Genomic DNA, 11019 nt, shown 5'->3' with positions numbered 1-11019 from the left:
CTCGCCATGAAGAAAAAACTGGAAACCACAAAAGCCGGAGATGTTTACAGACTACGAAAACAGACCGTTGAACCGGTCTTTGGAATTATCAAAAGCATCATGGGCTTCAGAAGATTCAGTCTGCGTGGCCTTCCAAAAGTCACGACCGAATGGACACTCGTCGCTCTCGCATACAACTGCAAAAGAATGGCGCGGCTTCAGGCGGCATAAGCCGGGTCAGCCTCGGCGTTATCAGCCGCAAAATGCCCAACCCGACAGGCTGCTAACGGTTTTTTCGATTCGGATTACCATGCCTTCCAACGAACGGAACAACTGGCAACGGTTGGATGCATTCGGCCGCACTCCAGCTATCAGTCATAGCCTGCACACGGCCGCGCAGTTCTTTCCGATCGGCGATCAGCCGGGCCGCCTCGGCGTGCCGGGCATCATCATTCTGTGCCAGCATCTCAGTCTCATATCCAATCTGCCGTCCCATCTCCACATCGGGCATGGATGACAGGGGCGCATAGACCACTGGCAGGCTGACCGTCTGCCCGCGTGTCCGGCTGGCATCGGCCTGTACCCCGAACGTGGGCGCAGTCGTGATCGCCCCCACGCTGAACTGCCCACCTTGGGTGAACTGACCGGATAGCTGCAGGGTTACATCGCCTGCTATCGTGCCCACCACCGGGTCGGCCACGTTCTGGCTGCACTGGGCGCCACGCACAGCGCGCGTGAACCGGGCATCCTGATCTTCTGTCCAGTCGCCGGCGTGCGATACCGACACCACCCCGGCCTGCGCCAGACTGGACTGGATGCCAGCCATGGCCTGCGGAATGGTTGTGCTGACCATAGAAGGGTGCACGGCGCAACCGGACAGACCGACCATGCAGGCGAACAGGAAGGCTATACGGTCGCCCCGGTTCATGCCGCATCCCGCAAGTATGCTTCGTTCGCCGCGACCAGATTCATCCAGTCATCCCCAGCCGGATACAGGCCGCCGGGCGCGCGCAACTGGGGCCATGCCAGCCCGTGCGCCTCCATGATGCGACTGCGCACCCAGCGCCATGTCGCTTTCTGCAGACTGCCCCATGTCAGCAGCGTGACCAGGTCGGTATCAGTCGTGCCCGCATAATCCCACAGCAGCAGGCAGTGACCGCCCGCGCTGCCCGGTGTCGGGTCGCCATGGTCGGCCGGGCTGTCCGTGTCCCAAACGGGCGGCAGGTTGCCGTCCTGATCCTCCCACATATCTGCCGTGGCCAGTTGCGCGCCCAGATAGGCGGCGGACAGGCCTGCGGTGATGTTGCGGATCCCGTTCAGGTCGCCCGGATCGGCGCTACCCCAGAGGGGGAACAACGTCTGATCCGCCAGCGCATAGCCGTCGCGCAGGGCCGTCGTCAGTACGTCCACCTCCACGCCGCCGTTGTCCGTGGCGGGATTGCCGGGCACGTAGCCGGTGGAGCGGGAATAGAACTGCACGGCGGCAGGGGTGGTTACGGCAATCTGGAAGCCTGCCAGCGCCGCCGTGGCACGCAGGTGATTGCCGATGCCCGCGCTGGTGCAGTCCCCCAGCACGTCGTTGCCCAGCATCAGCGGCGCGGGATTGATACCGCTGCGGTCGAGCCGGGCAGGGGCCGGTCGCGCACAGAAGCCACGCATGGCGGATAGATGGGGCTGATTGGGACGGTGTTCGGCTGGGCGGCAGCCCAGCTTGCGAATCTGCGCAAGTTTGCGATTTGTCATGCTGGTTCCAATAAAAAAGGCGGCTCCAGAGAGCCGCCTTGTGGTTACGCAATATGATTTTTTCTTGCTGAATATACGCTTCTAGCGTATATTCCATTCATGGCGACTGCACATCACAACTTTGACTGGGACGACAGGAAGAGTGAGGCCTGTCTTGCTGATCGAGGTTTCGGATTTGAGGACGTCATCCGGATTTTTGCAGGCAAGGTGATCGAGCGTCTGGATAACCGACGCGACTACGGTGAGCTACGCGTTCAGGCAGCCGGGTTGATTGATGGCGTACCTTTTATGGTGGTCTACACCCTGCGTGGGGATGTGACCCGCATCATTTCGGCTCGCAAAATGCATCTCAAGGAGTGGCAAAAATGGCAAGAATGACTCTCAGGGAGGCGATGGCCCGTCCATCTACCATTAACTGGGACAAAGTGAACGCCACCACGGAAGCCGATATCGACCGTCAGGCGCGCGAGGACGGCACGGATGACACAAGCCATCTGTCCGCCCCATACCCGACACCCGCAACCGTGCGGAAAACCCTGCACATGACCCAGAAACAGATCGCGGATCTGACTGGCATACCCGTGGCGACATGGCGCAACTGGGAGCAGGGGCGTGTAGCGCTGGATCCGGCCGTGCAGGCGCTGCTGCGTATTCTGGGGCGGGAACCGGATGCGGCGCGCCGGGCATTGGATGTGGCGGCGGAATAGCGCGGACGCTACATTCTTCTCAATCGTTCGATGGTTCTGGCGCAGGCGGCCCAAGCGTGTCGTCAATCTGTCGCCTGCGCTGATGTTCTCGCCATGCAGCGATGCCGAACGCCAACACCTGCGAGAACGCCGCGCCGGTCAGGAACAGGCCCAGACCGGCGAGTGCGTGGGTGGACATGGATCAACCACCCTGCGCGGAAACAAAAACGCCGATCACGTTCATGGCTACCATACCCTGCATATTGATGCCGTTATCGGATGCCAGGCGAGGGCCGACGGAGTGACGGCCGGATACCGCAACCATGGCCTTCAGCAGGTCGATCAGCGTTGCAGCCGCCCCCGCTGCCGTCTTTGCCTGTGTGATCACGCTGCTGGACAGGTCGGACGCCATGCCGGTGATGGTCGCGATAATGAGCGTATTGACCTGTCCGATATCGGTCAGGATGCTGTCGAAGGCCGCCTTCACGCTGGCGCTGTCATAGCTGACAGTCGTACTGGACCCGGCGGCGGCCACAAACGCCCTTCCTGCTGCCGTAAGCGCGGCAATAATGGTATTGGCCAAGGCGACGTTCGGCGCACCCATCGCGGCAGCCACGAGTGGTACATTGATGGCGGTGCTGGAGAAATTCAGCAGCGCATCAACATAATCCGCGACCTCGGCTACGTTCAGGGTGATGGTGGTGACGTTGCCGGTCTTGCTGACCGAACAGGCGGACAGGGTCGCGGCGGCAGCAACGCCGGCTGCCGTCATCAGCCCCATGCCAAGGAAACGGCGGCGACCGCCATCAATGGCGACGAAGTTTACACGTTGGGTCATGGACCAGTTTTCCAGTCTTGATACGAAAATAGTCCACCCGCACCACAATGCCGCAGAAATCCGGCGTTTTTCGTGTGATGCAGGTGGACCAGTTTACAGGTGGCGGAATGCGGGAAACCCGACGGCCGGTTTACAGACCGGCCGGATCAGGTTGACAGGTCAGCGGATCGGCTGACCCGGCACGACCGGGTGCGGGGCCTCGACCTTGGCCGGGGCAACCGTGGCGGCCACTGTTGCCGGCTTCGCCTCGATCACGGTTTTCAGGTCGCTGACGCCGCCCACGATCTTCGTGACGGCGGCGTCGACGCCTGCAAGGTCGAGATTGGGGGCCGCGCGCTCCACGATCACGGGGATCAGCAGCTGCAGCACGGTGCCGGCCAGCTGGATGTCAGCCTGTGTTGCGGCCGTGTCCTTCTTGCCCAACGCGGTTTCGAGCAGGCTTTCCAGCGCGGGAATGGCTGTGCTGGTGGCGGTATCTTCAGCCATATCTGGCATCTCCATAAAAAAAACCGCCTCGAGGGCGGTTACTTTGGGTGGTGTTTCGTTACACAAATGTGCGTTCTGGTTGCGTATCCTGCGCGCGCAGTCCCGGCCTTTATCGGCCGTCCAACCACGAGGCCGGGGCTGTAGCAGTCAGGCAGGCGGGGCAGCGCGCGCTGGCGGCTTGCCCGGCCGGGTGGAGCCGGGCGGTACGTCGAGCCGCTTTTCGACTTCCTGCCGGGGCACTGTGGCAGGCACCATTACGGCTTTTTTGCCAGGCTGGTATGCGGGCAGGTTCCATTTGCGCGCCTGGGCAATGGCGGAGACCACCATCCACACCATGGCGGCTCTGGAACCGGGCGCTGGCGGTCGCCAGTAGCGCATGGTCAGCGCAGCGGCCGCGATCAGGAATGAGCCCCAGTCCACGATCGCGCCCACATACTGGGCAGGGATGAACGGGAGCAGGGCACTCACGAAGGATGAGGGATCCATGTCAGGCCTCGATGGCTTGCTGGAACAGGGCGACATGCGTGCTATCCGCAGTGCCCGCGCCCAGCGATGTGTTGTAGATCCGCTTCCACATGTCGCACATGCCGGCTGCGTCATCGGCAGCGGGCAGGGGATCGGGGGCGCGATAGTATTTCAGGCGGGCCATGGCGCAGGCGTAAAATGCGTTGCCTGTCAGCTGACCGGCTGCTGGCGGCCAGTTACCGCGCGTGGAGAGCAGCCTGCCCACCAGTACGCCCATCCGGCCGTTGGGCAGGAAGGTGGTCCAGATATCGTCATGGGTGAACGGCTCCATCTGCCACAGCCCCAATGCGGGGCCGCCACCGTCCTGCACCAGCCTGCGGCAGCCGCTTTCCGCCAGCGCCGTGCCCGCGAGCAGGTTGACCGCTGCGGGACCGCCCATGCCGATCAGGGTGAGGGTCGGGGCGATCACGCGGACCTTGAGGTCGGACAGGTCCAGTCCGATCGGAGCGCCCATCATGAGTAGCCGAACAGATGCTTGCAGGCCGACCAGGCCGCATCGCCAATCTGCCCCCAGCCCAGAAGGCCCGTGACCAGCACGATGGAGGTGACCGCGATCCAGTTGGCCAGCTTGATGCCGCCACGGAACTCGCCCACCTGTTCGCTCAGCACGCGGATATCGGCCGACAGTTCACGCCGTGTCTGTTCGCCGTTTGCGTCCACGCGTCTGGTCAGGTCATCGACCTTGCCAAACAGGGTGCGCACGTCAGAGTCGGTGGTCTCGGCTTTGGTCTCAAGGCGCACGACGCGGTCATACAACTGGCGGTCGTCACCGAACCCCAGCAGTCTCCACAGAATGAACATCAGGTTTCCAGGCATAAAAAAACCGCCTCACGGGCGGTCGGGCAGGCGCAGATTGTGAGGACGGTCAGGCCGTGGCAGCGGTAACCGTGACACTCAGGCTGGCCGGGTTGGTCAGGCCGCCGGTGTTCGTGGCGCTGATCGTGACCGTCCCGGCCGCCTTGGGCGTATAGGTCACGGTCTGAGGTGCCGCCGAATAGGCCCCGAACGCAAGCGTGGGGGATGAGAACGTGCCGCCCGCGCCGCCATCGGACAGCGTTACCGTTGTGTCCGCCGCCGGGCCGTCGCCGCCGGGCATCAGGGTCAGCGTGACAGGTGTGCCGGCCGTTGCGGTGGAGGCACCGGCCAGCGTGTAATCCGTGGCGGGCGTTGGCGTGTAAATGCTGCCTACCGGGTATTTCCCGTCCGCATCCAGCGCATAAGCGAACCCGTCGGGTGCGGTTACCCCAGTCAGGCTATCCATCTGCTGGGTGCTGACAACCGTGCCTGCGGGGGATGAAACCTGCGCCGCCGGGACGGCAGGCGTCGCGCCCTGTGTGTAGGAGTAACCCGGCTGGTACATGAAGGCGGCGGTGCGATAGAGGATGTAGTTCTGTGTTGTCATGATGTTTTCCTTTACTTTTAGTTTGCAACAGGGCCTTCAACGGTAATCCAGCCCCAACCGGCGGAATCAGCCAGTGCGCCCCCGCCCCCCAAAGCACGCGCCCACAAAGTAACCTCTGTAGCGGAGATAACTGGCGCTCCATTCTGGACAAGAACGTTGCACCATGCCGAGTTACCATCGAGGTCAGCCCATTCCGCGGAGACGGTCGGAACGTCGGCGTACGCTGTGGGGAACGTGATCTCGATTGTGCCTGACACCGTGGTCGAAGTTATCTTCAGGCACTGGCGCAGGATGTTGCCCGTTTTTACCCACCAGCCGCCCGAAATATTGCCGTTGGCAGCTATCGTTCCGGTGCTGGTTGGGGAATAGCTGCTTGGCTTACCCGAACTGTCAACAAGAATAATATTCCCGGAGCTGTCCGTGCTCATGTTGGAAATGGAGTTAAATCCAGCCCCCGGACGCGAGGGGATGATCCGGTACGAACCCGCCAGGGAACTGATAACGAAAGGCGCACCGGACGCATTATTATGGCCCAGATAGGTAATGGGTGAATTGACACCGTCATTCGTGGTGTTGGTGCCGACCCTGGATGCAATCTCGGTGGCGAAAGTGCTGTTCTGGTTTGCCTGGCTGGTCTGGAACGATGTCAGGTTGGATTGGACAGTTGTGATGTCCGCTGTAATCGCGATCTCTTCGAAAACGTTTGTCGTGCCATTGTTGTAGACGAAGGTGGGGCGTCCGCTCCCACCTGACTGATACAGCCCCTTGCCCTGCCTGTCCCCATCTGACGTGGTCACCCCATAGACGCCCGACACGCAGTTGCTTATGTCGGCAGACAGCGTGGCATTGGTATTGGTCTGGGTAGTCTGGAACGATGTCAGGTTGACCTGAACGGTTGTCACATCAGCGTAATAGGCCAGCGCACTATAAACGTCGGTGGTGCCGTTGTTGTAGACGAAGGTGGGGCGCGCGCTTCCACCTGCCTGATACAGCCCCTTGCCCTGCCTGTCCCCCGATGCGGTGCTGACACCATAAACGCCCGACACGCACTGGCTGATGTCGGCAGACAGCGTGGCGTTGGTATTGGTCTGGGCCGTCTGGAACGAAGATTGGTTTGACTGCAATGTCTGGACATCGGTGTTCATTGCAAGGTCAATGATCTTCGGCAGCCTGGTGGCGTCCTGATATGTAAATGCCGGCCTCTGGGAGGCTGCCTGAAACCACAGCCCCATGCCCGGCAGGTCGCCTGTCGTTCCCGTAATGGTGGCCAGATACGCGCCAGACAGCAGCGTGCCGTGATCAACGCCATCAATCGAAAGGCGCAGAAGACCCTCATACGTTGAATCCTGCCCCAGATTGACCTTGTCGGTGGTCTGGTTCGGGCCGCCCCCCTGCTGGACCGGGGTAAAGATGGTGCCACCGTAGGGGCTGGCAATCATTTTCTGGATGGCGGCCGAGAGCTGGCCCCAGTTGGTGCGGTCCAGCGTCAGGCCGGCGTCGAGGATGACCTGCACCATCTCGGCTACGGTCATGTTGTAATGCGAGGCCGGGAAGTCGGTGGCGGGAATACTGGATGCCGGATCCCCGTCGGTAGCCCAGCCCGGTGTGCCGGTGGCGGGCATCGTGTCGCGCGAGGCCTCGACAACGGTGCCCGTGCCGATGATCAGTTCCATCGGTTGTCCTTAGCTGTAGTTGAAAATCAGGATGGTGTGCGCGGGCTTGCGGGCGTTCAGTTCGCATTCCAGCACCGCGTTGCTCCAGGTCGCCCACGGGTTGCCAAACGACTGGCCGAATTTCAGGCGGTTGATGGTCAGCTGCGGGCAGTTGATCTGCCAGGTGTACGCCCAGGCATCACCGCCGAAGGGCGTGCCGAACTTGCGCCGGAACCGGGACGGGGCGAACTGGGTGATGGTGATGTCGTAGCCAAGCGTTCTGGCGAACGCGACGAAGTAGTCGACCGAAGCGCCACCATTGTCGGTCAGCCGTGCCACCACCTGGGCGCGCCGCAGTTCCACCGTGGGGCTTTCCCCCGCGCAGGGATCCGGCAGGCCCAGCGTGGCCTCCCATTCCGGCAGCAGGTTGACCGTGGTGGAGGGGAAGGCATCATCGATCAGGTCCCTGGCCGACTGGGCGCTGCGCTGGAAGGATGGTGCCCATACGCCTGCCAGCTGGTAGGGCATGCCGTCCGGGTCGCGTGACCAGATGCGCCCGCGTGGCAGCAGGTTGAGGAGCGCGGTACGGAAATCCGCCACCGAATATTTGGGGGCTGCCATGGGTTACGCCGCGAAGCTGATGGTGCCGAGGGTCGGCATGGTGCCCGCATTGGCACCCGTGACCGGCCCGGTGGGGGACTGGACCTCGAAACTGTCCAGCCCGATGGCGCCGATTGCTTCCTCCCAGTCGTTCGGGTTGATGGTGCCGCCGGGGGCAGACAGGCGCACGAACATGTCGGTCAGGGCTTCCGTGATCAGTTTCTGGTTGGCCGTGGTGTTGCCGGTGCTCAGATCCGTGATCACGAAGTTCGTGGGCTGCGCGATGGGGGCGCAGACAATGACCAGTGCCGTCACCGGCTGGCTGGGCTGGATGGCATTGGCCACCGTCAGCTGGTCGCCGGTCGCGGTGGTGTAACGGTCATCACCCGTGGCCGCGCCATTCGTGCCGGTGGGGAAACCACCATTGGCCGCATTGGCCTCGTCCAGCATGACGTAGACGACCACGGTGCCGGCACCAGCCCCGTTGCCGACCACCCATGCCCGGGTGACGCCCGCCACGGCTTCGGCCCAGCCGACGTAATCATCGGCTTTCCCGTCCTGTCCCTGTGCCTGGTAGGCCTCCATGACCCGGGTGCGGAAATCGGTATCATCCTCGATATCCGCGCCGCTGACGGTGATGTCGGTGACCGTGCCGGTGGTCTGGATGCCCGGCACCGGGCTGGACAGGGTGACGATGGTGCCCAGCGTGACATTGCCTGCCGTGCCGGTGCTGCTGGCGGTCCAGCTGACGGTGGTGATCCCGTCGGCCGTCACGCTGTCAGCCGACGCCGTGGCCAGCAGGCCGCCCTGCAGGGAGAACTGTGTGCCGGCAGGAATGACATCCGTGCCGGTAGCGGTGAAGGTGGCCGTGCCGCTGGCAGCCGTGGCCCCCTTACGATACACGCCCTTGAGCGCGCCCCAGGCGGCCAGATACGCACCTGTTGCTGTCCAGGGCACCGACTGCTTCGCAACCCAGTCGATATAGCCGTAATGCAGCCATGACAGGCCTGCCAGCACCATGGACAGCACATAGATGACCGAGAAGCGCAGCACGGCCGTCACACCGGGGATGCCGCCGCTTATGACGTCCTGTAGGGCCTGCTGGCGCAGCTGCGACAGGGTCGGGCGTGGATAGGCCATCAGGTCAGACCCTCCCAGGCCCATGAGAACTTGAACACCTGGGGCGTGCTGTTGCCCGGTTCGGTGATGGTGATGGAGAATTCGGCCATGGTCCGGACCGTGGGGTTCCACCACGCGCTGACCGCGACCGAGGTTGCGACGCCGTCATCGACCAGCCACTGCAGGGCTTCGTTGCAGATGTCCTCGATCTCGCGCGGGATGGCCCGCGTGCCGACCTTGACCGCGCGCCGCAGCTGCCAGAGACGGGAGCCGATGGGCCGGTCGGCAAAGGCATCCCCCCACCAGCCGCGCCGGTCGGCCGAAGCCGCGCCCGTCGGGCCGGTAGGGGACTGGATGCCGACGGCAGTGTCATCGGATGATGGCTGCTGCGGTGCCACGCGGTCTGTGAAAAGCGAAACCATGACCGCTGATTTCAGGGGGTTGTCCAGCGCCAGATCACTGGACACGATGGGCCAGTCGCCGCAGGCTTCGCGGACGTTCCAGGTGATTGCGATATCCATTATGTTTCCGTGAGATCGAAGGGCGTGGAGGCCGCCGCCTTGTGTGCTATGCCTGCCGGGCAGGGAAGCAGCATGAACACAGACACAGCACAGGCCCGGCCATGCCGCTGATTTTCAAACCGCATGCCCGCGAGGCGATGGAGCGCCGCAGCATCGAACCTGAATGGGTAACGGACACGGTCCTGCACCCGGAATGGACCGAAGTGGACCCCATCCATCCCGAGCGCACGCGCTCATATCGCGCCATACCGGAACTTGGAGGGCGCATTCTTCGTGTTGTCCATTGGCCCGAGGGTTCTGATATAGTCGTACTGACTGTTTTCCCTGACCGGGATGCAGAGAAGCGGAGAGCAAGGTCATGATAAAAACCAGCTACGATCCCGAGACCGACGCCATGTTCATCTGGGTTGGGCCGGAAGGGGCAAAATCCGTGGAAACCCGCGAAGTCTCCCCCGGCGTGATGCTGGATTACGATGCCGATGGCGGGCTGATCGGCATCGAGGTCCTTGATGTGCGCGAGCGCACGTCTCGCCCGGTCCATGGGATCGCGGCGGAGTAAGCATCAGACGGGCGGTCCCGTATCCGCGCCATTGTTACCGTTGGAATGTTCGTGGCTGGACAGCTTCTTGCCCTGCGCCACGACCTCATTGCCGGTGATGGTGCCCCCGGCCGTGAAATCGCCGGGCGTGGTGACCTTGTTATTGGCCGGGTTCAGGGCGATGGACCCATCTGCCTTGAGCCAGATCCGGCTGCCGGTGGAGGGATGAAACAGGCAGACCTCACCGGGCTGCAGATCCTTCGGCCTGCCGCGCTGGTCGCCAGTCGCGATGACCACGCCACGCGTGCGGTCGCCGCCGATGAAGGCGATGACCAGGTCGGACCCCGGCACCGGCCGGCTGGCCAGCCCGTATTCCTGCATAAGCGGCAGGTCGGCCTTTATCTCCCCCGCCGCCAGTGCGGCCTGCACGGTGGGCGTGTTGGGGGTTTCGTTCGTGTTGGCGGTCTGGCGGCCGATGCCCAGCGCCATCATCACGCGGCGCGCGGTGCGCAGAAGGGGGGCGGTCATGATGTGGTATTCTCCGGGGCAGCCAAGTCCTCGGTCTGGATGGATGTGTCCACGCTGTTCTGCGCACTGTTCATGACCTGAAGGAATTTATCGGCTAGTGCCGGGTTAAGCAGAGGCTCAGGCGAGAAGGCGCCGGGGGGCATCAGTACGACATCGGCATGGGTTCCGTCCTCGACCGTCTGGCGCAGGGTCAGTTCCCCGATCAGCAGGTCCGAGACCGTGCCGTCGCGCGCGGTGACGGGGGCGAGCGTGTTGGGCAGCCATAGCTGTCCGGCCGCGTCGCGCCAGCTGTCGGCCGTCAGGGTGTTAAGCGGCATGGAAAAGTGACCCCTTCGGAAGGGGGACAGGCAGCCAAAAACGACCCCTTTCTGAGAAACGGGTTCACGATGGCCTTCATGCTGA

At 63.0% G+C, this 11019-nt stretch carries 19 protein-coding genes and 1 pseudogene; 5 read left to right on the top strand and 15 right to left on the bottom strand.

All coding sequences use genetic code 11. The features are described from left to right. Positions 1 to 210 (top strand): transposase (locus tag CFR80_RS15150; RefSeq protein ID WP_146221670.1); only part of this gene is annotated, 210 nt, incomplete at its 5' end. 52 nt (positions 211 to 262) lie between these two features. Here the strand turns inward: CFR80_RS15150 and CFR80_RS15145 are convergent. Together CFR80_RS15145 and CFR80_RS15140 are read right to left on the bottom strand one after the other, a co-directional pair. Continuing rightward, the gene (locus CFR80_RS15145) at positions 263 to 907 is read right to left on the bottom strand and encodes a hypothetical protein (protein ID WP_026019816.1); all 645 of its coding nucleotides are present in this window, start codon (positions 905 to 907) and stop codon (positions 263 to 265) included. After that, a complete protein-coding gene (locus tag CFR80_RS15140) occupies positions 904 to 1722 on the bottom strand; it encodes a hypothetical protein (protein ID WP_110507629.1) in 819 nt (272 codons plus the stop codon). The genes CFR80_RS15145 and CFR80_RS15140 overlap by 4 nt, the downstream gene beginning before the upstream one ends. Positions 1723 to 1821: 99 nt before the next feature. Here CFR80_RS15140 and CFR80_RS15135 point away from each other — a divergent pair, with 99 nt between their 5' ends. Further along, complete coding sequence (locus tag CFR80_RS15135) at positions 1822 to 2100, top strand: BrnT family toxin (protein ID WP_110507628.1); 279 nt, start codon at positions 1822 to 1824, stop codon at positions 2098 to 2100. Then, entirely contained in the window at positions 2088 to 2429 is a 342-nt protein-coding gene (locus CFR80_RS15130; protein ID WP_029329419.1) for a helix-turn-helix domain-containing protein, read from the top strand. The genes CFR80_RS15135 and CFR80_RS15130 overlap by 13 nt, the downstream gene beginning before the upstream one ends. Before the next feature lie 19 nt (positions 2430 to 2448). On the opposite strand, the gene CFR80_RS19470 is transcribed toward CFR80_RS15130, so the two are convergent. The 11 genes from CFR80_RS19470 to CFR80_RS15080 all read right to left on the bottom strand — a co-directional run bounded on the left by CFR80_RS19470 (position 2449) and on the right by CFR80_RS15080 (position 9551). Beyond that, the gene (locus CFR80_RS19470) at positions 2449 to 2607 is read right to left on the bottom strand and encodes a hypothetical protein (RefSeq protein WP_010514118.1); all 159 of its coding nucleotides are present in this window, start codon (positions 2605 to 2607) and stop codon (positions 2449 to 2451) included. A gap of 3 nt (positions 2608 to 2610) precedes the next feature. Continuing rightward, complete coding sequence (locus CFR80_RS15125) at positions 2611 to 3189, bottom strand: hypothetical protein (RefSeq protein ID WP_029329418.1); 579 nt, start codon at positions 3187 to 3189, stop codon at positions 2611 to 2613. 216 nt (positions 3190 to 3405) lie between these two features. After that, positions 3406 to 3732: a hypothetical protein gene (locus CFR80_RS15120; RefSeq protein WP_010514115.1), complete on the bottom strand. Its 327-nt coding sequence runs from the start codon at positions 3730 to 3732 to the stop codon at positions 3406 to 3408. Positions 3733 to 3879: 147 nt separating this feature from the next. Further along, positions 3880 to 4200: a hypothetical protein gene (locus CFR80_RS15115; RefSeq protein WP_232275657.1), complete on the bottom strand. Its 321-nt coding sequence runs from the start codon at positions 4198 to 4200 to the stop codon at positions 3880 to 3882. A gap of 19 nt (positions 4201 to 4219) precedes the next feature. Then, complete coding sequence (locus CFR80_RS15110; protein ID WP_010514113.1) at positions 4220 to 4711, bottom strand: hypothetical protein; 492 nt, start codon at positions 4709 to 4711, stop codon at positions 4220 to 4222. Then, positions 4711 to 5058, bottom strand: a complete 348-nt coding sequence (locus CFR80_RS15105) for a hypothetical protein (protein WP_010514112.1) — start codon at positions 5056 to 5058, stop codon at positions 4711 to 4713. Before CFR80_RS15105 ends, CFR80_RS15110 begins: the two co-directional genes overlap by 1 nt. Positions 5059 to 5122: 64 nt before the next feature. Next, positions 5123 to 5659, bottom strand: coding sequence for a hypothetical protein (locus CFR80_RS15100; RefSeq protein WP_110507627.1), 537 nt, complete (start codon positions 5657 to 5659; stop codon positions 5123 to 5125). 17 nt (positions 5660 to 5676) lie between these two features. Continuing rightward, on the bottom strand, positions 5677 to 7332 hold the full coding sequence (locus CFR80_RS19935; protein ID WP_258367850.1) for a hypothetical protein: 1656 nt from the start codon (positions 7330 to 7332) through the stop codon (positions 5677 to 5679). Between the two features lie 9 nt (positions 7333 to 7341). Continuing rightward, positions 7342 to 7932, bottom strand: a complete 591-nt coding sequence (locus tag CFR80_RS15090; protein ID WP_181418244.1) for a YmfQ family protein — start codon at positions 7930 to 7932, stop codon at positions 7342 to 7344. 3 nt (positions 7933 to 7935) lie between these two features. Continuing rightward, positions 7936 to 9051 (bottom strand): baseplate J/gp47 family protein, encoded by a 1116-nt coding sequence (locus CFR80_RS15085; protein ID WP_110507626.1) that lies wholly within the window; start codon positions 9049 to 9051, stop codon positions 7936 to 7938. After that, positions 9051 to 9551, bottom strand: a complete 501-nt coding sequence (locus CFR80_RS15080) for a phage GP46 family protein (protein ID WP_110507625.1) — start codon at positions 9549 to 9551, stop codon at positions 9051 to 9053. Before CFR80_RS15080 ends, CFR80_RS15085 begins: the two co-directional genes overlap by 1 nt. A 101-nt stretch (positions 9552 to 9652) precedes the next feature. Here CFR80_RS15080 and CFR80_RS20170 point away from each other — a divergent pair, with 101 nt between their 5' ends. Both CFR80_RS20170 and CFR80_RS15070 read left to right on the top strand, forming a co-directional pair. Beyond that, the gene (locus CFR80_RS20170; protein WP_010514105.1) at positions 9653 to 9913 is read left to right on the top strand and encodes a DUF4258 domain-containing protein; all 261 of its coding nucleotides are present in this window, start codon (positions 9653 to 9655) and stop codon (positions 9911 to 9913) included. After that, on the top strand, positions 9910 to 10110 hold the full coding sequence (locus CFR80_RS15070) for a DUF2283 domain-containing protein (RefSeq protein ID WP_010514104.1): 201 nt from the start codon (positions 9910 to 9912) through the stop codon (positions 10108 to 10110). Before CFR80_RS20170 ends, CFR80_RS15070 begins: the two co-directional genes overlap by 4 nt. Before the next feature lie 3 nt (positions 10111 to 10113). Here CFR80_RS15070 and CFR80_RS15065 read toward each other — a convergent pair whose 3' ends face one another. After that, the gene (locus CFR80_RS15065; protein WP_010514103.1) at positions 10114 to 10617 is read right to left on the bottom strand and encodes a phage baseplate assembly protein domain-containing protein; all 504 of its coding nucleotides are present in this window, start codon (positions 10615 to 10617) and stop codon (positions 10114 to 10116) included. Then, positions 10614 to 11019: pseudogene (locus CFR80_RS15060) on the bottom strand (hypothetical protein); the annotation flags it as partial. The pseudogene CFR80_RS15060 and the gene CFR80_RS15065, both read right to left, overlap by 4 nt.

Origin of the sequence: Komagataeibacter oboediens, from assembly GCF_003207815.1 — a bacterium.
Classification (GTDB): domain Bacteria; phylum Pseudomonadota; class Alphaproteobacteria; order Acetobacterales; family Acetobacteraceae; genus Komagataeibacter; species Komagataeibacter oboediens.
The sequence above is the reverse complement of the archived record's forward strand: the minus strand, read 5'-3'. Positions and strand labels throughout refer to the sequence as shown.

What these genes read in the sequence shown, in the direction of transcription:
- CFR80_RS15125 (WP_029329418.1), bottom strand. Translation starts at nt 3,189, where the DNA reads ATGGGGCTGATGACGGCAGCCGGCGTTGCTGCCGCCGCGACCCTGTCC.
- CFR80_RS19935 (WP_258367850.1), bottom strand. Translation starts at nt 7,332, where the DNA reads ATGGAACTGATCATCGGCACGGGCACCGTTGTCGAGGCCTCGCGCGAC.
- CFR80_RS15105 (WP_010514112.1), bottom strand. Translation starts at nt 5,058, where the DNA reads ATGTTCATTCTGTGGAGACTGCTGGGGTTCGGTGACGACCGCCAGTTG.
- CFR80_RS15140 (WP_110507629.1), bottom strand. Translation starts at nt 1,722, where the DNA reads ATGACAAATCGCAAACTTGCGCAGATTCGCAAGCTGGGCTGCCGCCCA.
- CFR80_RS15110 (WP_010514113.1), bottom strand. Translation starts at nt 4,711, where the DNA reads ATGGGCGCTCCGATCGGACTGGACCTGTCCGACCTCAAGGTCCGCGTG.
- CFR80_RS15130 (WP_029329419.1), top strand. Translation starts at nt 2,088, where the DNA reads ATGGCAAGAATGACTCTCAGGGAGGCGATGGCCCGTCCATCTACCATT.
- CFR80_RS19470 (WP_010514118.1), bottom strand. Translation starts at nt 2,607, where the DNA reads ATGTCCACCCACGCACTCGCCGGTCTGGGCCTGTTCCTGACCGGCGCG.
- CFR80_RS15085 (WP_110507626.1), bottom strand. Translation starts at nt 9,051, where the DNA reads ATGGCCTATCCACGCCCGACCCTGTCGCAGCTGCGCCAGCAGGCCCTA.
- CFR80_RS15145 (WP_026019816.1), bottom strand. Translation starts at nt 907, where the DNA reads ATGAACCGGGGCGACCGTATAGCCTTCCTGTTCGCCTGCATGGTCGGT.
- CFR80_RS15070 (WP_010514104.1), top strand. Translation starts at nt 9,910, where the DNA reads ATGATAAAAACCAGCTACGATCCCGAGACCGACGCCATGTTCATCTGG.
- CFR80_RS15090 (WP_181418244.1), bottom strand. Translation starts at nt 7,932, where the DNA reads ATGGCAGCCCCCAAATATTCGGTGGCGGATTTCCGTACCGCGCTCCTC.
- CFR80_RS15100 (WP_110507627.1), bottom strand. Translation starts at nt 5,659, where the DNA reads ATGACAACACAGAACTACATCCTCTATCGCACCGCCGCCTTCATGTAC.
- CFR80_RS15120 (WP_010514115.1), bottom strand. Translation starts at nt 3,732, where the DNA reads ATGGCTGAAGATACCGCCACCAGCACAGCCATTCCCGCGCTGGAAAGC.
- CFR80_RS15080 (WP_110507625.1), bottom strand. Translation starts at nt 9,551, where the DNA reads ATGGATATCGCAATCACCTGGAACGTCCGCGAAGCCTGCGGCGACTGG.
- CFR80_RS20170 (WP_010514105.1), top strand. Translation starts at nt 9,653, where the DNA reads ATGCCGCTGATTTTCAAACCGCATGCCCGCGAGGCGATGGAGCGCCGC.
- CFR80_RS15135 (WP_110507628.1), top strand. Translation starts at nt 1,822, where the DNA reads ATGGCGACTGCACATCACAACTTTGACTGGGACGACAGGAAGAGTGAG.
- CFR80_RS15065 (WP_010514103.1), bottom strand. Translation starts at nt 10,617, where the DNA reads ATGACCGCCCCCCTTCTGCGCACCGCGCGCCGCGTGATGATGGCGCTG.